The organism is Agromyces mediolanus (assembly GCF_023715325.1).
Taxonomy (GTDB): Bacteria; Actinomycetota; Actinomycetes; order Actinomycetales; family Microbacteriaceae; genus Agromyces; species Agromyces mediolanus_A.
Genome location: NZ_JAMBNX010000001.1, coordinates 315,923 through 338,599, shown reverse-complemented (window position 1 = coordinate 338,599; position 22,677 = coordinate 315,923). Strand labels below are relative to the sequence as shown.

General features: G+C 72.1%; 15 protein-coding genes. 5 read left to right on the top strand and 10 right to left on the bottom strand.

Features of this window, described 5'->3' with window-relative positions; translation table 11 throughout:
• Positions 1–38 precede the first annotated feature (38 nt).
• Entirely contained in the window at positions 39–1,700 is a 1,662-nt protein-coding gene (locus M3147_RS01625) for an ABC transporter substrate-binding protein (protein WP_251201754.1), read from the bottom strand.
• A gap of 296 nt (positions 1,701–1,996) precedes the next feature.
• Here M3147_RS01625 and M3147_RS01620 point away from each other — a divergent pair, with 296 nt between their 5' ends.
• Positions 1,997–2,971, top strand: a complete 975-nt coding sequence (locus M3147_RS01620; protein ID WP_251201753.1) for a glycoside hydrolase family 6 protein — start codon at positions 1,997–1,999, stop codon at positions 2,969–2,971.
• Between the two features lie 54 nt (positions 2,972–3,025).
• Entirely contained in the window at positions 3,026–4,039 is a 1,014-nt protein-coding gene (locus M3147_RS01615; RefSeq protein WP_251201752.1) for a response regulator transcription factor, read from the top strand.
• Between the two features lie 69 nt (positions 4,040–4,108).
• On the opposite strand, the gene M3147_RS01610 is transcribed toward M3147_RS01615, so the two are convergent.
• Entirely contained in the window at positions 4,109–5,596 is a 1,488-nt protein-coding gene (locus M3147_RS01610; protein WP_251201751.1) for a glycosyltransferase family 2 protein, read from the bottom strand.
• A 153-nt stretch (positions 5,597–5,749) separates the two neighbouring features.
• On the opposite strand from M3147_RS01610, the gene M3147_RS01605 reads away from it, so the two are divergent.
• Positions 5,750–6,412, top strand: coding sequence for a hypothetical protein (locus tag M3147_RS01605; protein ID WP_251201750.1), 663 nt, complete (start codon positions 5,750–5,752; stop codon positions 6,410–6,412).
• Here M3147_RS01605 and M3147_RS01600 read toward each other — a convergent pair.
• The 5 genes from M3147_RS01600 to M3147_RS01580 all read right to left on the bottom strand — a co-directional run bounded on the left by M3147_RS01600 (position 6,409) and on the right by M3147_RS01580 (position 12,516).
• Entirely contained in the window at positions 6,409–7,554 is a 1,146-nt protein-coding gene (locus M3147_RS01600) for a hypothetical protein (RefSeq protein WP_251201749.1), read from the bottom strand. The two genes, M3147_RS01605 and M3147_RS01600, sit on opposite strands and share 4 nt — an antisense overlap.
• On the bottom strand, positions 7,551–9,191 hold the full coding sequence (locus M3147_RS01595; RefSeq protein WP_251201748.1) for a sensor histidine kinase: 1,641 nt from the start codon (positions 9,189–9,191) through the stop codon (positions 7,551–7,553). The genes M3147_RS01600 and M3147_RS01595 overlap by 4 nt, the downstream gene beginning before the upstream one ends.
• 272 nt (positions 9,192–9,463) lie before the next feature.
• On the bottom strand, positions 9,464–10,519 hold the full coding sequence (locus M3147_RS01590) for an aspartate-semialdehyde dehydrogenase (RefSeq protein ID WP_251201747.1): 1,056 nt from the start codon (positions 10,517–10,519) through the stop codon (positions 9,464–9,466).
• Positions 10,520–10,710: 191 nt separating this feature from the next.
• Positions 10,711–11,985, bottom strand: coding sequence for an aspartate kinase (locus tag M3147_RS01585; RefSeq protein WP_251201746.1), 1,275 nt, complete (start codon positions 11,983–11,985; stop codon positions 10,711–10,713).
• Positions 11,986–12,123: 138 nt separating this feature from the next.
• A complete protein-coding gene (locus tag M3147_RS01580) occupies positions 12,124–12,516 on the bottom strand; it encodes a nuclear transport factor 2 family protein (RefSeq protein WP_251201745.1) in 393 nt (130 codons plus the stop codon).
• A 124-nt stretch (positions 12,517–12,640) separates the two neighbouring features.
• Between M3147_RS01580 and M3147_RS01575 the strand changes: the two genes are divergently transcribed.
• Positions 12,641–13,147 (top strand): hypothetical protein, encoded by a 507-nt coding sequence (locus M3147_RS01575; RefSeq protein ID WP_251201744.1) that lies wholly within the window; start codon positions 12,641–12,643, stop codon positions 13,145–13,147.
• A gap of 34 nt (positions 13,148–13,181) precedes the next feature.
• Here M3147_RS01575 and recR read toward each other — a convergent pair whose 3' ends face one another.
• Positions 13,182–13,778 (bottom strand): recombination mediator RecR, encoded by a 597-nt coding sequence (gene recR, locus M3147_RS01570; protein ID WP_251201743.1) that lies wholly within the window; start codon positions 13,776–13,778, stop codon positions 13,182–13,184.
• A gap of 3 nt (positions 13,779–13,781) precedes the next feature.
• The gene (locus M3147_RS01565; RefSeq protein ID WP_251201742.1) at positions 13,782–16,220 is read right to left on the bottom strand and encodes a DNA polymerase III subunit gamma and tau; all 2,439 of its coding nucleotides are present in this window, start codon (positions 16,218–16,220) and stop codon (positions 13,782–13,784) included.
• A 110-nt stretch (positions 16,221–16,330) separates the two neighbouring features.
• On the opposite strand from M3147_RS01565, the gene M3147_RS01560 reads away from it, so the two are divergent.
• The gene (locus tag M3147_RS01560; protein WP_251201741.1) at positions 16,331–16,702 is read left to right on the top strand and encodes a TraR/DksA family transcriptional regulator; all 372 of its coding nucleotides are present in this window, start codon (positions 16,331–16,333) and stop codon (positions 16,700–16,702) included.
• 215 nt (positions 16,703–16,917) lie between these two features.
• Here M3147_RS01560 and M3147_RS01555 read toward each other — a convergent pair whose 3' ends face one another.
• Positions 16,918–22,164, bottom strand: a complete 5,247-nt coding sequence (locus M3147_RS01555) for an IPT/TIG domain-containing protein (RefSeq protein ID WP_251201740.1) — start codon at positions 22,162–22,164, stop codon at positions 16,918–16,920.
• Between the last annotated feature and the right edge of the window lie 513 nt (positions 22,165–22,677).

The following is a 22,677-nucleotide window of genomic DNA, read 5'->3' as shown; positions in this document are numbered from 1 at the left end:
CCCGTCGGAGGGGGTGTCGTCTCATCGGGACCATGGGCTTACTCGGCCGGCTTCAGGTGCGTGAGCACGACCGCGTTCGCCACCGAGAGGTAGGGCAGCGGCGCCGCGTAGAGGTCGTTCTCCGAGGGCCATCCGCTGAACTTCGCGGTGTTGAAGAACGACTGCGAGGCGTTCAGCACGACCGGGATGTACGGCAGGTCGCGGGCGATCTCCGCCTGGATGGTCGCGTAGGCGGCCTGCTTCGTGGGCACGTCCTCCGTGGCCCCGGCCGCGAGCACGGCGGCGTCGACCGTCGGGTTCGAGTAGCGCGAGTAGTTCTGCCCGACGAGCGGGGTCTCGCCGACCTTCACGGTCGAGGTGCCGGCGAAGTACTCGTGGTAGTTCGAGTACGGGTCGGCGACGAGGCTCTGGGTGAGCCCGTAGAGGGTCATCTGGAAGTCGCCCGACTGGATCGGCGTCCAGTACTCGGCATCCGACACGGTCCGCGCGTTGATGCGGATGCCGGCCTCGGCGGCCTGCTCGGAGATGAGCTTCGCCGCGTCGTTGTAGTCCGTCCAGCCGTCGGGCGAGAACAGGTCGATCTCGAACGACGCGCCGTCCTTGCCGTAGAAGCCGTCGGACTGCTTCGAGTAGCCGGCCGCTTCGAGGATCTGCTGCGCCTTGGCGACGTCCGGGTCCTGCGGGCTCGTCGTGAGGGCGGGATCGCTCAGCCACTGCTCGTCGCGCGGCAGCAGCATGAACGACGGCGAGGACTCGGCGGCGAGGCCGGCGAAGGCCTTCTCGCGGATCGTCGAGCGGTTGATCGCGACGTCGATCGCCTGGCGCACGGCGGGGTCGGTCTGGGGTCCCGTGCAGCCGAGCTCGGCGTTCGCGCACGTCGTGATGGTCGTCGGGTCCTGCTGCAGGTTCAGCGTGGCGATCTTGCCGGAGCCGGTGACCGCGTCCGGGTTCGCGATGAACTGGCCGACCCAGTCGATCTTGCCCGTCGTGAGCAGGTCCTGCGCGGACTGGTTCGAGTCGAGACCGAGGTACTGCACCTGCGACACGGCGGGTGCGCCGTCGCGGAACAGCTCGTTCGCCTCGACGGTGTAGGCGGCCTCGGTGAAGTTCTTCAGCTTGTAGGGGCCGGAGCCGACGGGCTCGGGGTTCGTCTCCGCCATGAAGTCGTCGATCTTCTCCCAGACGTGCTTCGGGATGATCCACGTCGAGCCGAGGGTGAGCGAGGCGCTCGTGAACTGCGGCTCGGTGTACGTGAGCACGACGGTGGTGTCGTCGGTCGCCTCGGCGGAGACGAACTGCTCGCTGACGTTCGAGCCGTAGCCGAAGGTGAAGGCGACGTCCTCGGCGGTGAGGGCTTCGCCGTCGTTCCACTTGAGGTCGGGCTTGATCTTCACGGTGAGGGTCTTGCCGTCGTCGCTGAACTCGTAGCTGTCGCCGATCATGCCCGTGGGCGGGTCGGCGGAGAGCTGGTTGAAGAAGAACAGCGGCTCGTAGATGGCGCCGAAGGTCGCGTGCACGGCGGTGTCGACGGCGAACGGGTTGAAGTTGTTGTTGATCGGGGTGGCGCTTCCGGCCCAGACCCGCAGGATCGGGTCGTCGCCGGAAGTGCCGCCCGACGGTGAGCATCCGGACAGCCCGAGGGCGAGGACGGAGGCACCCGCGGCGAGCGCGAGCGCCAGGCGGCGCGTGGTTCGAATCATCGTTCGTGTTTCCTCTCTGGCTTCATTGCGTGGGAAGAACAGCGACGTCGCGCAGGATCTCGGTGCGAGCGTTACCGGAAATGAAACTATCAGAAAAGGTTCTATCCAGAAAGAACCAATCCAGTTACTTCGCGCTCGCGGCGACAACTCAGGAACGCTCCGCCGACATCCCCGCCGATCCGCGCCCCGCGATCGGGGTCGGCCGCCATACCCGCCGGATGTTCCTGAGAAGCCGCGGCGGCGGCGCGGGAAACGGAGGGCCATAGACTGACCGGAACGGGGGAAGGATGCGAGCGATGACGGCATCGGGAGCTGGTGAGCGTTCGCGCGCCGCCACCCGCCGCGTCGTGGTCGCGAGCGGCACGATCGCCCTGCTCGCCCTGCTCGCCGCGTGCGCTCCCGCCGCGCCCGCCACCACCCCCTTCGCGGGCCGGTCGCTCTACCGCTCACCCGACTCCTCGGCGGCCACCGCCGCCGGCACCGCGGCCGACCCCGCCGAACGTGACGCCGCGGCCCAGCTCGCCGCGCGACCCACCGCCGTCTGGCTCGTCCCCGAGCGCCTGCCCGCCGGCGAGGTCGGCCCCGCGGTCGACGCCGTGCTCGACGATGCCGCGGCCGACGCCGCACTGCCCGTCCTCGTCGTGTACGGCATCCCCGACCGCGACTGCGGCGGACAGAGCTCCGGCGGCCTCCCCCGCGCGCCCTACCTCGCCTGGGTCGATGAGATCGCGGCCGCCATCGGCGAGCGTCCGGCCGTCGTCATCCTCGAGCCGGACGCCCTCGCGCTCGCCGAGGCGTGCCCCGATGCCGCGGCCCGGCCCACGCTCGTGCGCGATGCCGCCGCGCGGCTGCCCGGCACGGCCACCATCTACCTCGACGGCGGTCACTCCGCCTGGCTCCCGGCCGAGCGCATGGCCGAGCTGCTGCGCGCCGCCGGCGTCGAGCGGGTGCGCGGCTTCGCGACGAACGTCTCGAACACGCGCACCACGAGCGAGGAGCGCGACTACGCGCGCCGCGTCGCCGCGGCGCTCGGCGGCGGCCACGCGGTGATCGACGTCTCCCGCAACGGATCGGGCCCGCCCGCGGATGCCTCGTGGTGCAACGTGCCCGGGCGCACCGTCGGCGAGGATCCGGGGCCGATCGACGACGAGGTCGTCGACGCGGTGCTCTGGATCAAGCCGCCCGGCGAGAGCGACGGCACGTGCAACGGCGGCCCGCCCGCCGGACAGTGGTGGCCGGAAGCGGCGATCGCCCTCACCGGGGGCGGTTGACGAGACGCACGACCGCGGGCGACGGGACGCCCGCGACGAAGGAAGATCGGGGAAATGACGGCGAATCAGACGAACGGCGAGCGCATCGCGGTGATCATCGAGGACGACCTCGACATCCGGCAGCTGCTCGTGGAAGTGCTCGAACAGGGCGGATTCGAGACGCACAGCGCGGGCAACGGGCTCGACGGCATCGAGCTCGTCCGCCGCTACGAACCGATCGTGACGACGCTCGACGTGAGCATGCCCGGTATCGACGGCTTCGAGGCGGCCCGCCGCATCCGCGAGTTCAGCGGCACGTACCTGATCATGCTGACGGCGCTCGGCGAGGAGGCCGACACGCTCATCGGCCTGCAGTCCGGTGCCGACGACTACCTCGTGAAGCCGTTCCGGCCCCGCGAGCTGCGGGCGCGCATCGATGCGATGCTGCGGCGCCGCGAGCGGGAGCGCGGCACCGATGCGGCGACGGAGTCCGGCCGGCCCCCCGGGACCGCGACGACCGGGACCGGAACCGCGGATGCCTCGAACGGCACGGCCGCGCTGTCACCCGCCCTCGTCGGCGGGCCGACGGGCGTTCGGGCACGGACCCCGGGCGCGGATGCCGCAGCGAGCCCCGCGGAGGCATCCGCCGCGTCCGCACCGAGCCCCGCCGCGACCGAGGCCGCTGCGGTGCCGGAACCTGCGACCGCGCCGGCCCCGCTCGCCGGCGCCGGCGACGGCGACGGCGACGGCGGCGGCCAGGACGGCTGGTACGAGCACCGCGGTCTCCGGCTGCAGCCCGAGATGCACCTCGCCTCCCTCCACGGCGACCAGCTCGAGCTCACCCGCAGCGAGTTCGAGCTGCTGCGTCTGCTGATGGACTCCGGACGGCGAGTGCGCAGCAAGGCCGACCTCGCCCTCTCCCTCCGCGGTGAGAGCTACGTCACCTCGTACTACGTGAGCGACGCCGACAAGCGCGCGATCGAGGTGCACCTCGCGAACCTCCGGCGCAAACTCGGCGAGAGCGCCACGCAGCCGAACTGGATCGAGACGGTCCGCGGGGTCGGCTACCGGATGACCGCCGAGGACTGACGCGCCCGACGCCGGAATGCCGAACGGCCCGTCGGGCGGAAGCCTGGCGGGCCGTTCGTCGTCCGGGTCTCAGACGCGGTAGCGGTGCTGGCGGCGCACGAGCTTGCCGAACATGCCGAGCGTCTGCAGCACGGTGATCGTGCCGAGCACGGGCCAGCCGATCCAGAGGATCGAGGACTGCACGACGGGGCTGAGCTGCGTCCAGATCGCGACCATCGCGACCACGATCGCGAGCCCGACGAGGAGCGGGGTCAGGTAGGCGTGGCCGCCGCCGCGCTCGGCCTTCGCCTGCTCGGCCCAGTTGTCGACCTGCTTGCGCGAGGCGAACTTCACCCAGGCGCGGGCGAAGTGGCCGAGCCGGATCCACATGTAGACCTCGGCGGGCACGAGGAGCGCCGCGAACAGGATGTCCTTCGCGGTGCGGTGCTTCATCGAGAGCGCGATGCGCACGTTCAGCAGGATCGCGACGACCGGCGGGATCAGCCAGATCGGGCTGAACACGAAGGCGTTGATCGACAGCGAGCCGGCGAGCAGCACCAGGAACAGGATGCGCGTGACCGCGTTCGTCGCCATCGAGAGGTTCTCGAGCCAGCGCAGGCGCAGATTCGGGTGGAACGGCTGCCCCTTCGTGTCGCCGCGCTGGCCGGGCCACATCAGCTCGATGGCGCCGTAGTTCCACTTCACCTGCTGCGCGTCGAGCGAGCGGAGCGTCGTCATGCCGCCGACGTCGGCGCGGGCGCGGGCCGAGATCTTCGTGAGGTAGCCGGCGCTCTTGATCTGCAGCGAGAGCAGCGAGTCCTCGACCTCGCTGTCCTTCACCCAGGGGGTGACCTGGCGGTTCGCGGTCATCGCGTCGCGGAGGGCCTTGGTGGAGAAGATCGAGTACTGGCCGCCGAGCACCGCCATGTTGCGGCCGCGCAGCATGTTCTGCATGTTGAAGGCGGCGAACTGGGCGCGCTGGCCGGCGATGAGGAACGGGGCGACGACCCCCGTGAATGGGCGGTCGTCGATCGAGTAGATCGCCGAGATGCCGCCGATGCGGCTGTCCGAGGCGATCTCGGCCTCGAGGAACTCGACGGCCTGCGCGTCGGCGACCGTGTCGCCGTCGACGCCGAGCATGAAGTCCATGCCCTCGACGAGCGAGTAGCCGTAGTTCAGCGCGCCGACCTTCTTGTCGGGGTTCTCGCCGATGTCGTGGACGAACACCTCGGTGAACTGCTCCACGCCGTCGTCCTCCCGGAGGTGCAGGCCGGCGTAGGCGGCCGCGTGCTCGACCGTGCGGTCGGTCGAGTTGTTCACCACGACGTGGATGACGTCGGGCAGTCGGGTCTGCCCGAGGAGCGACTCGAGCACCTGCCCGATCGACTCCTCCTCGTTGTAGGCGGGGACGATGCAGCCGATGCTCGCCCGTGACACCGTGATGGTGTCGACGACGGCGGCGAAGTCATCGAACTGCGGAGCGACTTCGGGTATGTCGGTGTGCAGCGGCCGCGCTCGGGTCGCCGAGACCGCGGCATCGGCCCCGGGGGTGGGCCGGTGGAGTGCGGTGTCGGTCATGACGTGGCCTTTCGTTCGACTTCGTGGGTATTCATCGGATGCAGCGTCCCCGCTCCAACACCACTGAGTCTGGCGGGCCGACCGCAGGAGCACCCTCGCGATGCGATAGCGTCGCCTCAAGATCTGCTCAAGATTCGGGACTCTGGGGGACGGATGCGATCGACCGCGCGCGAATTCGGCCGAGCACGGCGGGCGGCCGCCGTCGTCGCGATCACCGCCGCGGCCCTGGTCACGGCAGGGTGTCAGGCCCCGCCCTGGCTCGACCCGACGGATGCCCCGGCCTCGACCCCGCCCGCGACGAGCACCCCGCCGGCTGCGATCCAGAACGACCTCGCCTCGGGGTCGGCCACGCGCACGATGGAGGTCGGCGCGATCACGCTGACCGCCGACTACTGGTCGACGCTGTCGATGGACCGCTGGACCGTCGCCGCGCAGAAGCCGCTCACCTTCTCGCTGCGCTCCACCGTGACGCCGTCCGACGGGCAGAAGGTGTACCTGTCGCGCGTGACGGCGACGCCGGTGGTGCGCGCGGCCGACGGCAGCGAGCTGCCGGGCTTCGACCCGATCGTCGACCAGGCGACCGTCGCGCCGGGCTACCTGGTGCTCGACCCCTACACGTACAGCCAGACCTTCACCCTGCCACCGCTCGACCCGCAGGCCGCGAGCGTCGAGCTCTCGATGCGCTACGAGCTGCTGCTGCAGTCGACGCCGACCGCGAGCGACTATGCGAAGCAGACCGCGGTGGACACGCTCGTGATCGCGATCGCCGGGGACGACGCGGCGGCCGCCGACCCGTCCCCCGCGCCGACGCCCTAGTCGGCGATCGCGTCGCCGCCCGACTGGCGGGCTCGCTCCGCGGCTTCCCCCGAGGCCGCGAGCAGCCGGTCGAAGTCGTAGCCCACGGCGTCGCTGCCGGCCATCCCGATGCTCGCGGAGAGCCGCAGGCCGTCCGCCTCGACCATGGTCTGCTCGCCGATGCCCGCCTGCAGCGCGATCGCCGCGCGACGGGCGTCGGCCATCCGCGGGAACGGCGCGACCACGAGCAGCTCGCCGCTGCCGTCGAAGGTGCCGATGGCGGCGGTCGGCGGGGCGTACCGGCGGACCGCCGCGGTGAAGCGTCCGGCGAGGGCGGCCCCCGCGGATCGGCCGAAGGCGGTGTAGATCGACTCGACCTCGTCGAGGCCGACCCGGAGGAAGACGAGCTGCTCGTCGTGGAAGTTCGCCCGCTCGAGCTGGTCCTCGACCACGCGCCGGAGCGCCGTCGGGGCCAGCACCTCGCCCTCGGACCAGTGCGAACCGCCCGTGCCGCCCGTGTCGCCCACGCGATCGGAACGGATGATGACGAGGCTCACCGTCATCACGATGATGAGCGTCATCATGACGAACGCCGCGGCCTCGCTGCCGAAGAAGGTGCGGAACAGCGGCGCCTCCGTGCCGAGCGCGAAATAGGCGGCCGTGCGGAACGCGTAGAAGAGTGCGACGACGATGAAGGAGACGGTGAGGCCGCGCGCCGCCCAGTGGCTCCGCATCGGCCGGCGGAGCGACTCGGCCGCACCCAGCCCGGAGAACACCGCGAGGGCGAGGAACAGCAACGGCGCCCCCGCCCAGTCGCCGCCGTCCGGCCCCTCGGCGAGCACCGCGACGCCGGCGCCGGTCGCCACGACGAGCGGCACCCAGAGCAGGTCGCTGCGTGCGTTGAAGGCCCGGGCGCCGCACCAGAGCAGCCCGGCGGTGAGCACCATCGCCCCGTTGCCGACGGCGACCGCCCACCAGGCGCCCGGCACGAGGATCCATACGGCGTACGAGATCGAGGTCAGCATCCCGCCCATGAACGACACGGCCCACAGCCGGCCGGCCGTGTCGGGGCGGCGCAGCACGGTGTCGAGGATGAACATCAGCCCCGCGATGATCGTCACCGTGCTGGTCGCGAGCTGGACGGTGTACAGGTCGATCGTCATGCGTCCTCCGGGCCGGCGACGGGCAGGGTCACGATGACGGTCGTGCCGGCGCCCTCCTCGCTGTCGATGTGGATCTCCCCGCCGTGGCGCTCGACGAGCTCGCGGGCAATGCCGAGGCCGAGGCCGCTGCCGTGGACGGTGCCCTGTCGGACACCGCCCGAGCGGAAGAAGCGCTCGAACACCTTCGGCAGCTCCGCTTCGGGGATGCCGATGCCGGTGTCGCGCACGACCACCCACGCCATCCCCTCGTCGGCCGTCGCACCGACCATGACCTCGCCGCCCTGGCGGTTGTACTTCACCGCGTTGGAGACCAGGTTGTCGACGACCTGACGGAGGCGGAAGCCGTCGGCGCGCACCACGGCGGGCTCGCTCGTGGTGATGGTCAGGCTGATGTCGCGTTCGTCGGCGCGGGCCTGCGCGGCCTCGACGGCATCGCGGAGGACCTCGTGCAGGTCCACGGGGGCGAGGGCGAGCGGCAGGGGCGCCTCGGCGTGCTTCGCCGATTGCAGGATCGAGGCGATGAGCTCGAGCATTCGGTCGCCGTTGCGCTGCATGATCTCGAGGTTGCGCGTGACGTTCGGCGGCAGCCCTTCGGCGTCGAGCGAGAGATCGATGTAGCCGAGCACGGAGGTCATCGGCGTGCGCAGCTCGTGCGATACGGACGCGACGAGATCGTCGCGGGCGCGCACGGCGTTCCGCTCCTCGGTGATGTCGCGGGCGACGAGCACGCTGCCCTCGAGGCCGCCGTCCTCGTCGTAGAGCCGCCGGGCGGTGACCGAGACGGCACGGAGCTCGCTGCCGTCGCCGGGGATCCAGGTGACCTCGTCGTCGAACTCCTGCCCGGCGGCGGCCCGGTTGAAGGGCAGTTCGACCGCACTGAGCGGGGTCGCCCGGTCGGCGGCGAAGGCGACGCCGTCGCGAGCGGCGTCGGGGTCGGCGACGTCGAGACCGTAGAGCCTCGCGTAGGCCGTGTTCATCACGCCGCCACGGCCGTCGCGGTCGAGCCGCACGACGCCGAAGTCGACGGCGTTCAGGACTTCGGCGAGCCGCTGCTCCTGCTTGTTGGCCCGCCGGAGCGCCCGCTCCAGCTGCTTCGCCTGGGTGCGCAGCAGCACCCGCTGCGCCCCGGCGCGGCGGGAGCTCAGCACGGTGCTCGTGGCGATGAAGCTGAGCGCGATCGGCAGGAGCACGACGGAGGGGACGCTGATGGGCGTGAACGCCCGCTCGCTCACGAGCTCGGAGATCCAGACGAGCACGGAGGAGGAGCTCACGGCGATGATCGCGCCGGTGAGCCCGAAGTAGCTCGCCAGCCAGATCGTGGGGAAGAACCAGAGCAGCCCGACGCCCGCGGCCGGCTCGGCGATGCGGATGAGTCCGATCGCGAGGATGTCGACGATCGGCAGGGCCATGACGAACGCGCGCGGGAACCGGTGCCAGGGGAGGATGATCGCGACGCCGGTCGCCGTGAACACGATCGCCACCGCGACGATCGCGATCGGCTTCGTGAGCGCGGCCGGCGAGAACAGCAGCAGCGTGAACACGGCGGTCACGAGCACGGCGCCGAAGAGCAGCTGCGAGAGAACGACGGAGCGGTCGAACGTGGCGCCGGCGCGCCGCGACTCCCCCGGTCCCGACATGCTCAGAGCCTAGCGTCCCGGATGCGCGCACGAGTGCGCATCCGCCCGGCCGGCGATCACCCCCGGCCCGCGCTGCCCGCCACCCCGCAACTCAGGAACATGTGGCGATTATGAGCGGCGAGGCATCCGCAGATCACCGGGTTTCCGGGGACGCCGATCGGACTGTTCCTGAGTTGTCGCGTCGGGAGCTGCGGCGCGGATGCCGGCACGGCGACGCGGACGGACGCACGAACGCCCCGGGGCCGGGGCCTCGGGGCGTTCGGGAGCGAGACTCAGACGGCGGCGGGCAGCTTCGCGGCGACGAGCTCGGCGATCTGCACCGCGTTCAGCGCGGCACCCTTGCGCAGGTTGTCGTTCGAGACGAAGAGCACGAGGCCCTTGCCCTCGGGCGCCGACTGGTCGGCGCGGATCCGGCCGACGTAGCTCGGGTCGCTGCCGGCGGCCTGGAGCGGCGTCGGCACGTCGCTGAGCTCGACGCCGGGGGCGGCGGCCAGCAGCTCAGTCGCCCGTTCCGGGCTCAGCTCGTTCGCGAACTCGGCATGGATCGACAGCGAGTGGCCCGTGAACACCGGCACCCGCACGCAGGTGCCCGCGACGCGGAGGCCAGGCAGCTCGAGGATCTTGCGGCTCTCGTTGCGGAGCTTCTTCTCCTCGTCGGTCTCGTTGTCGCCGTCGTCGACGATCGAGCCGGCGAGCGGGATCACGTCGAACGCGATCGGCCGGGGGAACTTCACCGGCTCGGGGAAGCGCACCGCGTCACCGTCGTGGACGAGCGCGATCGCGTCCTGCGCGACCGCCGCGCGAGCCTGCTCGAGCAGTTCCTCGCCGCCCGAGAGCCCGGCGCCCGAGACCGCCTGGTAGGTCGAGATCATGAGGCGCTCGAGGCCGGCCTCCTCGTGCAGCACCTTCAGCACCGGCATCGCGGCCATCGTCGTGCAGTTCGGGTTCGCGATGATGCCCTTGCGCGCCTCGGCGATGGCGTGCGGGTTCACCTCGCTCACGACGAGCGGCACGTCGGGATCCATCCGCCAGCCGCTCGAGTTGTCGATCACGGTGACGCCGGCGGCGGCGAACCGCGGCGCCTGAGCCTTCGAGAGCGTCGCGCCCGCGGAGAAGATCGCGAGGTCGAGCCCCGTCGGGTCGGCCGTCGACGCGTCCTCGACGACGATCTGCTCGCCCTTGAACGGCAGGGTCGTGCCCGCCGAGCGGGCGGAGGCGAAGAAGCGGATGCTCGCGACCGGGAAGTCCCGCTCCTCGAGCAGGCGGCGCACGACCGCGCCGACCTGACCGGTGGCGCCGACGACGCCGATGTTCACACCGTTGCTCATGTTGTCCCTCTTACTCGTAGCTCTTCCAGTGTGCCCGACGCCGGGCGGAGGCCGGCCGGAAATCGGCGATCACCGGCCGGATTGGCAGGAACGTCACGCATTCCGGCCGGATGCTTCGGCCGGATGCGGGCACCGTTCGACCTGCCTGGCCGCCGCGGCGTCGCGCCGAGGCATCCGGGTCGGTGCCGGTCTCAGCGACCGGTGCCGGCGTGCACGATCGCGTCCTCGGCGGCGTCGAGGCCGAACGCGGTGTGCACGGCGACCGCGGCCTGGTTGACGCTGTCGGCGCGGGTGACGACCGAGATCCGGATCTCGGAGGTCGAGATCATCTCGATGTTGATGCCGGCCTCGTAGAGCGCCTCGAAGAGCTTCGCCGAGACGCCGGAGGCGTTGCGCATCGCGTTCCCGACGATCGACAGCTTGCCGATCTGGTCGTCGTACTGCAGCGAGCCGAATCCGATGGCCTCCTGCGCGCCGGCGAGCGCCGTGAGCGCCTTCTCACCGTCGGCCTTCGGCAGGGTGAAGGAGATGTCGGTCTTGCCCGTGGCGGCGGCCGAGACGTTCTGCACGATGACGTCGACGTTCGCGTTCGTGGCGGCGACGATCTTGAAGATCTTCGCCGCGACGCCCGGCTTGTCGGGGACGCCGACGACCGTGATCTTGGCCTCGGAGAGGTCGACGGCGACACCGGCGATGACGGATTCTTCCACTTCGGCTCCTTCGGGGGCGCGCGAGGGGTCGTAGACGACGGTCCCCTCGGTGTTGTTGAACGACGAGCGCACGTGCAGGGTCACGCCGTGGCGGCGCGCGTATTCGACGGCGCGGATGTGCAGCACCTTGGCGCCCGAGGCGGCGAGTTCGAGCATCTCCTCGCTCGTCACCCGGGCGAGCTTGTGCGCCCGCTTCACGACGCGTGGGTCGGCGGTGAAGACGCCGTCGACGTCGGTGTAGATCTCGCAGACATCGGCCTCGAGTGCGGCGGCGAGCGCGACGGCGGTGGTGTCGCTGCCACCCCGGCCGAGCGTCGTGATGTCGCGCGACTCGCGGCTGAAGCCTTGGAAGCCGGCGACGATGACGATCGCGCCGTCGTCGAGCGCCTCGCGGAGGCGTACCGGGGTGACGTCGACGATGCGGGCCGCGCCGTGCGTGGCATCCGTGATCATGCCGGCCTGGCTGCCGGTGAAGCTGCGCGCGTCGTGCCCCATGCTCTTGATCGCCATCGCGAGCAGCGCCATCGAGATGCGCTCACCCGCCGACAGCAGCATGTCGAGCTCGCGGGGCGCTTGGATCGGCGCGACCTCGTTCGCGAGGTCGAGCAGCTCGTCGGTGCTGTCGCCCATGGCCGAGACCGCCACGACGACGTCGTTGCCCGCCTTGCGCGTCTCGACGATGCGCTTCGCGACCCGCTTGATGCTCTCGGCGTCGGCGACGGACGATCCGCCGAACTTCTGCACGATCAAGCTCACGTGGCCTCCCGGGGTTCTGGGCGCGCGCGGGCCGACGGGCCCGTCGTCGGAGTCTTCATCATACGGCTGGGGGCATTCCCGGATCGCCATGTGACGCCCGGTCCGGAACGACGCGCGAGCGGTCGCGCCCGCGGCGCGTCACCCGCCGTGCGGTCGCGCCAAATACCACTCGGTGAACTCGGTGGCACGACCGTCGTCGGCGAAGCGGACGACCCAGAGGTTCAGGTAGTCCCGCTCGGCCGGATACTCCGTGCGCCCCTCCACGAACGCGACGTCGGGGCCTTCGTGCAGCACCCACCAGTCGAACGTCCACTCCCCCGGCGCGTCGGCGTCGTCGAGCCAGCCCGCGACGATCGCCTCGCGACCGCGCCTGGGCTCCGCGTCGGGCGCGGTCAGATAGACCGCGTCGTCGGTGAACAGCGCGCCGATGTCGGCCGCGTCGTTGCCGCGCCAGGCGCGCAAGTAGCCCGCCATCCACTCGGCGAGTCGTCGGCTCGGCGCCGGTCGGTCCCCAGTTCCCTGGCCGCTCATCCCGGTCCCCTCTCGACGGCGGGCGCCGCGCCCGCCTCCGCGCCCTTCCTACGCCCGGGGCGGGGCGGCGTCAACCGCCCGCCGCCCCTGTCGCGCGCGTCCGGCGCGGCGCTAGCATCGCCCCATGCCGGAGCTGCGGGAGTGGGCCGAGTTCAACGTCGCCATGGTCGGCGCCACGGCCGCGCTCGCGGGTCTGCTCATCGTGGCGATGTCCGTGAACATCGCCCGGATCACCGGCGAGTCCTCGCTCACGGCGCGCATCGCCGGCAGTCTCGCGACGCTCGTGCTCGGGATCGTCACCACGGGACTCGCGATCGCCCCGCCGCAGCCCGCCCGGCTCTACGGGCTCGAAGTGCTGCTGGCCGCGCTCGCGGCGACCGCGTTCCAGGTGCATGCCGTGCGCAGCGTCTTCGCCGATCGCGCGCAGAGCCCGACGTTCGGTGTGCGGTTCGGCAAGTCGATCCCGGGGGTGCTGCCGCTGGCCGCCTCTCTCGCCGGCGCGTCGGTCATCGTGATCGCGGGCGAGGCCGCCGCCGGCACCGGGCTGTGGCTGCTCGCGGCGGGGACGCTGCTCGCCATCGCCGCGTCGATCGTGCACGCGTGGGTCGTGCTCGTCGAAGTGCTGCGCTGAGCGCTCGGCGCTGCGCTGCGATCGGCCCCGCGGGTCAGCCGACGACGCGGCGGCCCTCGAACGCTCGGCCGAGCGTGACCTCGTCGGCGTACTCGAGGTCGCCGCCGACGGGCAGCCCGGAAGCGAGACGTGTGACCCTGATCTCGAGGGTCGTGAGCAGGCGGCTGAGATACGTCGCCGTGGCTTCGCCCTCGAGGTTCGGGTCGGTGGCGATGATGACCTCGCGCACGGTGCCGTCGGCAAGCCGCTGCATGAGCTGGCGAATGCGCAGCTCGTCGGGGCCGATGCCGTCGATCGGGCTGATGGCGCCGCCGAGCACGTGGTAGAGCCCGCGGAACTCCCGGGTGCGCTCGATCGCGACGACGTCTTTCGCTTCCTCGACGACGCAGATGAGGGCGGGGTCGCGACGCGGGTCGCGGCAGATCGAACAGGTCGCCTGCTCGGACACGTTGCCGCAGATGTCGCAGAACCGCACCTTGTCGCGCACCTCGAGCAGCACCTCGGCGAGCCGGGTGACGTCGAAGTGCTCGGTCTGCACGATGTGGAACGCGATGCGCTGCGCCGACTTCGGCCCGATGCCGGGCAGGCGGCCGAGCTCGTCGATCAGCTCCTGGACGATGCCTTCGTACACGGCTCAGCCACGCTCCCCGTATCCGCCGCGGCCGGGGGGCGGCGGCGCGTCGACCTCTTCGAGGAAGGTCGCGCCGAGCACCTCGCGGACGACGGCCTCGCCGTAGCGCTGGAAGCCGCCGGCCGATCCTCCCGGGCGCCCGCCGCGCTGAGATGGCGCGGCCGTGGTGCGGGCCGCGGGGCGGGGCTCGCCGGCGCTCTTGGCCTCGGTCGCGCGGGAAGCCTGGGGCGCGGCGGGCATGGCCGCGCCCGGTTCGGACGCTCGGCCGGGCGCAGGCGCCTCTCGCACCGGAGCCGCGTCGAGCTCGGGCTCGGGCCCCGGGTCGAAGGGTGGTTCGAGGTCTTCAGGCGGCGCGTCGGCATCGTCAGGAGCCGGCGGCTGTTCGTCGAGCGCCGGGGCCGTGGCTGCGGCCGGACGGTCAGCGGGGGCGAGCGACGCCGCCACGACACCGATCGGGGCGGGCTCTGCCGCTGCGGGCGCCTCGCGCGGGATCGCCACCGTCGCCCAGGAGTCGACCGGTCCCGAGTCGACCGGTCCCGAGCCGGCCGGCGCGGGGTTCGACGAGGCAGACTCGGCCGGGGCCTGGCGGGGGGCCGATTTCGGCGCCGGTGCGGCGACTGTCGTCGATGTGGCCGACAGTGAGGACGACGCGCTCTGCCGCGCGCCGTCGATCGGCTCGATCTGTTCGCCCGGCGAAGCTCCCGCTGACGCGGCGGGCACCGAGTCGACCGGGGCGGGCTCGCCCGCGAACGCGGCCTCGGGCTTCGCGATGTACTTCACACGGACGCCGAGCACGTGCTCGATGGCTTCGCGCAGGAGCTCGGCGACGCTCTGACCGGGCGCCCCGCCGCGGAATCCCTCGACGTCCTGCACGCTCGGGAACGACAGGACCAGCACATCGCCCTCGCGGTAGTCGCGGACCTTCGCGGTGAAGGCCACCATCCAGGCCGTGCGCTTGCGACTCTGCAGCACCGAGAGCACTTCGGGCCAGGCGTCGCGGAACTGCGGCAGCGAGATCGGGCCGCTCGGCTTCGGAGCCGGCGCCTTCGCCTCGGCAGCAGCCGGAGCAGGGGTCGGAGCCGCAGGCACGGAAGCTGCCGGGGCGGACGGCGACTCGGCGGCGGGGACCGCCGGGCCGGCCGCAGCGGCCGCGGGCGACGACGTCTCGGGATCGGGGCGAACCGTCCCACGCGCCGGACCCGCGGTGGGTGCCGTTGCCTGCGCAGTGCGTTGCGACGGCGCCGCGATCGGAGCCGGAGCAGCAGCGGCCGGAGCAGCGGCTGCGGCCGGAGCCGCCTGGGCGGCGCCCGCCGACGCCGGTACGGCACCGCCGACGGCGGCCGGCGGCACGAGCACGCGCGCGAGCATCAGCTCGAGGTGCAGCCTCGGCGAGGTGGCGCCGGTCATCTCGGTGAGTGTCTGGTTGACGAGGTCGGCGACCCGCGAGAGCTCGGCGGCGCCGAAGGCCCGGGCCTGCACGGCCATGCGGGCGAGCTCGTCGTCTGGAACACCGCGGAGCACGGCGGCGGCGGCTTCCGGAGACGAGGCCGCGACGACGATGAGGTCGCGCAGGCGCTCGAGCAGGTCTTCGACGAATCGTCGCGGGTCCTGCCCGGTCTGCACGACACGGTCGGCGGCGGCGAACGCACCGGCGGAGTCACGCGCGCCGATCGCATCGATGACCTCGTCGAGCAGCGCGCCGTGGGTGTAGCCGAGCAGCGCGACGGCCCGCTCGTAGTCGATGGTCGAGCCCTCGGAGCCGGCGATGAGCTGGTCGAGGAGGGACAGGGTGTCTCGCGGCGACCCGCCACCGGCCCGCACGACGAGGGCGAGCACGCCCGGCTCGACCTGGATGCCCTCTTCGGCGCAGAGCTGCTGCACGTATTCGAGCATGGGCGCCGGCGGCACCAGCCGGAACGGGTAGTGGTGGGTGCGCGAACGGATGGTGCCCAGCACCTTCTCGGGCTCGGTCGTCGCGAAGACGAACTTCACGTGCTCGGGCGGCTCTTCGACGATCTTCAGCAGTGCGTTGAAGCCGCCGGAGGTCACCATGTGCGCCTCATCGATGATGAAGATCTTGAAGCGGTCGCGCGCCGGGGCGAAGATGGCACGCTCGCGCAGGTCGCGGGCGTCGTCGACGCCGCCGTGGCTGGCCGCGTCGATCTCGACGACATCGAGCGAACCGCCGCCGCCGCGGGCGAGCTCGACGCAGCTCGGGCAGACGCCGCACGGGGAGTCGGTGGGCCCCTCTGCGCAGTTCAGGCAACGGGCGAGGATGCGGGCCGAGGTCGTCTTGCCGCAGCCGCGTGGCCCGCTGAAGAGATAGGCGTGATTCACCCGGTCGGTGCGCAGCGCCGTCATCAACGGCTCGGTGACCTGTGATTGGCCGATCATCTCGGCGAAGGTCTCGGGCCGGTAGCGGCGATAGAGGGCGGTGACCACCACCCAATCGTAGCCACCCCCGCCGACACGCCTCCCGCATCGAGGCATCCGGCGGGCGTAGCATGCCAGGACGCCGGATGCCATCGCCGGACCGGCGGAGAGGGGCGACGATGACCAGGCACTTCAGCGACTCCCGCATGGCGAAGTTCGAGGAGGCGCTCCAGGCCGAGCGCGCGGAGGCGGAAGCCCGCCTCGCGGAGCATCGAGAAGGCATGGCCGAGGTGCGCAGCGCACGATCGGATGCCTCGGCCGACGACGAGCACGACCCCGAGGGCCCGACGATGACGCAGGAGTGGTCGCAGCGCACGGCCGTGCTCGCCGACGCGGAGTTCGAGCTCGCCGAGGTCGACCGCGCCCTCGCCCGGCTCGCCGACGGCAGTTACGGCGTCTGCGCCAACTGCGGCAAGCCGATCTCCGTCGCCCGTCTCGAAGCCCGCCCCACGGCCACCCTCTGCATCGACTGCGCCCGCCTCGCCGGCTGACGACCACCCGGCCCGCCCGAACCCCTCATGCCCGGGCCACCACGGCGGAGGAGATTCGCGCCGCGGGAGGCCCGATTCCCCGGCAGAGGCCTCCCCGCCCGCCGATCTCCTCCCCGCGCGAGTCCAGCGGGTCGACGGAGGCCCCGGCATCCCGCTCCCACCCCGCACGAGAGCGGGGGCCGGCGCCGCGGCGCCGACCCCCGATCCCGCTCCCGCTAGGCGCGGCGCCGCTTGCCTCGGAGCGCCACCAGGAGCGCACCGAATCCGGCGATGAGTGCCGCCACCCCGCCGAGCACCGCGGGGGCGGCGTCGAACCCGGTGGAGGCCATCGCACCCGATCGGTACGTGTAGGCCTTCGCGAGCGTCGCGGTGCCGCAGTCGGCGCTGCCGACCACCGTTACGTCCACGACGCCGGTGCCGGCCGGGGCGACCGCGACGATCGTGCGATCGTCGACGACCCGGAACGAGCTCGCGTTCTTCGAACCGAACTTCACGGCGGTGGCGCCGGTGAAGCACTGCCCGGTGATCGTCACCTCGGTGCCGCCGGTCGACGGGCCGCTCGGCGGCGTCACCGTATCGATGCCGGCCGGCGTGTAGGTGTACGTCAGGGGCGCGCTCGTTCCGCCGGCCGCGGTGACCGTCACCTCGACGGGTCCGACCGCGTGCGGCGGGGTCACGAAGTCGACCCGGCCGTCGCTCACCTGGGTGAACGGCACCGACTCGCCGTCGAGCAGCAGCTCCGTCGCGCCGCCGAGGCCCGTGCCCGTCACCTGCACGGCCGTGCCGCCGCTCGCCGGGCCGCGGTCCGGCATGAGCGCGAGCGCATTCACCGGCGGCAGGTAGGTGTAGCCGCCGGGCAGCGTGCCGGTGCCGCAGTCCCCGACGCCGACGACGCTCACGTCGACGACGCCCGTACCGGCGGGCACCACGGCCGTGATCTCGGTGTCGCTCACCACGGTGAAGCTCGTGGCCGAGGTCCCGCCGAACAGCACGTCCGTCGCTCCGGTGAAGCAGGATCCGGTGATCGTCACCTCGGTGCCGCCCGCCTCCGGCCCGGTCGGCGGGTCGACCTCGTCGACCGTCGCGACCGGGTTGTAGGTGAACGGCAGCGCTTCCGAGCCGAGCGGGTTCGTCACGTCGACCTCGACCAGCCCGGGGGCGTGCGGCGGGGTGACGAACGTCACCGTGCCGTCGTCCTCGATCGTGAACGGCACCGATTCGCCGTCCACTGTGATCCCGGTCGTGGAGTCGAGCCCCGCGCCCGAGATCGTGACGGTCGTGCCGCCCGTCTCCGGACCGTGGTCGGGGCTCAGCGCCGCGAGCCCGAGCGGCGGGATGAAGGTGAACGTCATCGGCTCGCTCTCGCCCCCGGCGGTCGTGATCGTCACGTCGGCGGGCCCGGCCGCGTGCGCCGCCGTCGTGAACGTCACCTGGGTACCGCTCACCTGGGTGAAGGGCAGCGAGGCCCCGTCCACGGCGACCTCGGTCGCCCCCGCGAGGTCCGTCCCCGTGATGGTCACCGAGGTGCCGCCTGCGGTCGACCCGTGGTCGGGCGCGAGCGAGGTGATCGCCGGCGCCGGCACGAAGGTGAACGTCATCGGGCCGCTCTCACCGCCCGCGGTCGTGACGGTCACGTCGACCGGTCCGGCCGCGTGCGCCGCCGTCGTGAATGTCACCTGCGTGCCGCTCACCTGGGTGAAGGCGACGGATGCCCCGTCCACCGACACCTCGGTCGCCCCCGCGAGATCGGTGCCCGTGATGGTGACGAGCGTGCCGCCCCCGGTCGGCCCCTGATCCGGAGCCAGCGAGGTGATCACCGGCGCCGGCACGAAGGTGAACGTCATCGGGCTGCTCTCACCGCCCGCGGTCGTGACGGTCACGTCGACCGGTCCGGCCGCGTGCGCCGCCGTCGTGAACGTCACCTGCGTGCCGCTCACCTGGGTGAAGGGCAGCGAGACCCCGTCCACCGACACCTCGCTCGCCCCCGCGAGATCCGTGCCCGTGATGGTCACGAGCGTGCCGCCCCCGGTCGGCCCCTGATCCGGAGCCAGCGAGGTGATCACCGGCGCCGGCACGAAGGTGAAGGGCAGCGCGTTGCTCGGCCCGCCCGCGGTGGTCACGACGACGTTCACCGCGCCGGCCGCGTGCGGATCGGTCGTGAAGGTGATTTCCGTGCCGCTGACCTGGGTGAACGTCACGGGAGCACCGTCGACCGTCACTCCGGTCGCGCCAGCGAGGTCGGTCCCCGTGACGGTGACGAGCGTGCCGCCCGCCGTCGGCCCCTCGTCGGGGTCGAGCGAGGTGAGCACGGGTGCCGGCACGTAGGTGTACGGCATCGCGTTGCTCGCGCCGCCCGGCGTCGTCACCATCACGTCGACCTCGCCCGCCGCGTGCGACGGGGTGAGGAACGTGATCTGCGTGTCGCTCACCTGGGTGAAGGGCACCGAGGCCCCGTCCACGGTGAGCAGCGTCGCGCCGCCGAGGTCGGTGCCGTCGACCGTGACGAGCGTGAGCCCGGCGGTCGGGCCCTCGTCGGGCGTGAGTGAGGCGATGACCGGCACGTCGTAGTACGTGAACGGCAGTGGGTTGCTCGTCCCCGTCGGCGTCGTGACGACCACGTCGACGGCACCGGCCGCGTGGGCCGGGGTCGTGAAGGTGATCTCGGTGCCGCTGACCTGGCTGAACGTGACGGGGGTGCCGTCGATCGTCACCCCGGTCGCCCCGCCGAGGTCGCTGCCCGTGATCGTCACCGGCGTCCCTCCGGCCGTCGGCCCCGCGTCCGGGTCGAGCTCGGTGAGGAGCGGCGCCGGCAGGTAGGTGAACGTGAGCGGTCCGCTCGTGCCGCCCGCGGTGGTGACGGTGACGTCCACGGGACCGACGGCGTGCGGCGGCGTCGTGAAGCCCAGCTGGGTGCCGCTCACCTGGCTGAAGGGCACCGAGGCGCCGTCGATCGTGACCGCGGTCGCGCCGGCGAGATCGGTGCCGTCGATCGTCACGGGCGTCCCACCGGACGCCGGGCCCTCATCGGGCGTCAGCGCCGTGATCGCCGGCGCCGGCACATAGGTGAACGTCATCGGGCCGCTCGTGCCGCCCGGCGTCGTGATCCTCACCTCCACCGGACCGGCCGCGTGCGCGGCCGTCGTGAACGTCACCTGCGTCCCGCTCACCTGGGAGAACGCGACGGATGCCCCGTCCACGGTCACCGAACTGGCATCCCCGAGGTCGGTCCCCGTGATGGTCACGAGCGTGCCGCCCGCGGTCGGGCCGGAGTCCGGCGCGAGCGAGCTGATCGTCGGCGGCGGCACGAAGGTGAACGTCATCGGAGCACTCGTGCCGCCCGGCGTCGTGATCGTCACGCCGACCGGGCCGGCCGCGTGCGCGGCCGTCGTGAAGGTCACCTCGGTGGCGCTCACCTGGGTGAACGCGACGGGTGCCCCGTCGACCGCCACCGCACTGGCATCCCCGAGGTTCGTACCGGTGATGGTGACGAGCGTGCCGCCCGCCGTCGGACCGGACCCGGGCGCGAGCGCCGTGATCGCCGGCGCCGGGATGAACGTGAACGGCATCGCGTTGCTCGTGCCGCCCGGCGTCGTGATCCTGACGTCGACCGGGCCGGGCGCGTGGGCTGCCGTCGTGAAGGTCACCTGGGTGCCGCTCACCTGGGTGAACGTCACCGGCGAGCCGTCGACCGTGACTTGGCTGGCGTCCGCGAGATCGGTGCCCGTGATCGTCACGAGGGTGCCGCCGCCCTGCGGGCCCCGGTCCGGCGAGAGGGCGGTGATCACCGGCGGGAGCGCCGCCGCGAGCACGGTCGACGATGCGAGGTCGAGCTTCGCGAGGTCGGAGTCCACGACGTTCGGCAGGAGGGTGACGCTGAGCGCGCGGACCGTGAAGGAGCCGGGCCCGAGGTCGCCGCCCGGTTCGTTCAGCGGCGCCTCGGTGGGCTGCTCGTTGATGCGGATGACGACGAGGTTCGCGAGCAGGCCGTCGAGGGCGGGCTCGAGCAGCGTCAGCACCGCGTCGACGACGCCGTTCAGGGCGGTGGTGATCTCGGCGCTCGTGCTCGTCAGCAGCGTCTGGATCGGCGAGACGACGCCGGCGAGAATGGTCGGGACGATGGTGTTCGTCACGGTGGTGAGCACCGAGGCGAGCAACGTGTTGATGTCGACGCCCGTGCAGACCCCGCCGATCTCGACGCCGAGACAGCTCGGCACCCCCGGCAGGAGCTGGAGCTGCGAGAGATCCGTGGTGGCCGTGCCGTTCAGGAACTGGGCGAGCGTGCCGTTGATGATGATCGGCGCGTTCACGAGCTGGAGTCCGCCGAGTGCGGGCAGGGCGACGACGCTGAGGGCCACGTTCAGGGAGATCTGCGTGGAGTTCAGCAGGGTGTCCAGGCCGCCCGTGAGGTGGCCGACGAGCTTGCCGAGGGCTTGGTTGACCCCGTCGGTGATCATCGTGATGACCTCGGGCGTGAGCACGGAGGTGTTCGCGGGGAGCCCGTTGAGGTTCGGGCCGCCGGGGTTCACGAGCTCGGCGAGGTCCACGGAGACGGTGCCGTCGGTGAGGTTCACCGAGACGGCCCCGTCGTCGCTGTAGAGGATCGCGTTCGGCCCGCCCAGCAGGTCGTCCACGAGCTGCTCCAGGTTCGGTGGCGTGACGGCGATGGTCGCGTCCCCGAGGCTGACGTTCGCGACGCCGAGGAGCTGGATGTCGGTGATCGCGTCGACGACCCCCTGCACGGCGCCACCGGGACCGGCGAGGGCCTCGAGATCGCTCGTGAGCTCGGTCGTCGCGGTGCCGAGCGTCGTCCGCAGCTGCGTCGCGAGTCCGGCGACCGCGGGGCTCGAGAGGTCGAGTTTCAGATCGGTGACGCGGTAGTCGCTGGTCACCCCGGTGCCGCCGGCCTTCGCCGCGCGGGTGGCGAGGGCCCCGACTTCCAGGGATGCCTCGTCGATGAGTTCGTCGGTCACCGCGGCGACGCCGAGCTGGTCGAGCAGGTCGGTGAGGTTCACCGTCGCGTTGCCGAAGTCGGCGGGGTCGGCATCCTCGGACACGGAGATCGTGCCGTCGTCGGCGACCGCGCCGCTGGCGGCGACGGAGTCGGTGGTGGACGCCGTGCCGGCGTAGCTGTTGATCACCCCGATCTCGCCGAGGTTCAGCAGGCCGGGCCCGGTGCCGTCGGTCAGCAGCGGCAGCTGCACGAGCCCGTTGCCGACGAGGTCGAGCTGGAGTCCGAGCGCCTGCAGGACCGCCAGGTCGAACGGGTCGGCCTCGCTCGGTGGCCCGCCTGGATCGGAGGCGTAGGCGTAGGCCAGGTCCGCCGCCTGCAACTGCAGCAGATCGGCCCCCAGGAACTGCCCGAGGGCCTGTGACGGGTCCCCTGGCGCGGCCTGCGCACTCAGCGCACCACCACCCCCGGCGACGAGCAGGGCCACGGTGCCCGCGGCGAGCCCGCGAACCACCCCCGTTCGCCGTGAACCCGGCGAGGCATCCTCTCGCCGACCCTTCCCGAATTCGGACATGCGTGTGCGCAGGCGCGACATTTTCCCTCCCCCGTGGGCGAAGCCGTTCCCCTCGGCTTCGTCGCCATCCGACGGTGCGACCCGATCGCATCCGTCGATGGCGCACACGCTGCCACAGGATCGGAGCCGGATTCAAGGCTTCGGTGAAAAATGCTCGATACTCCCCCGAACTGGGGTGAGGCTTGCTCATCTCCACGCGCGCGCGTCTGCCGGCGCACCCCCGCGCACCCCCGCGCACCCCCGCGCGCACCCCCGCGCGCACCCCCGCGCGAGGCATCCCGACACACCCCGCCCGCGTCCGCGGTGACCTCCGAAAGGGGGACACCAGTCCGACTGGCGAAGGAATACGCTCCGTCGCAAGGGAAACCGTCGCGAAAGCGGCACATCGGGGGAAACATGCATCAGGACACTGTTGCGACCGCTCCGGCGGCGGCGCGGGGGGGGGGGGCCCCC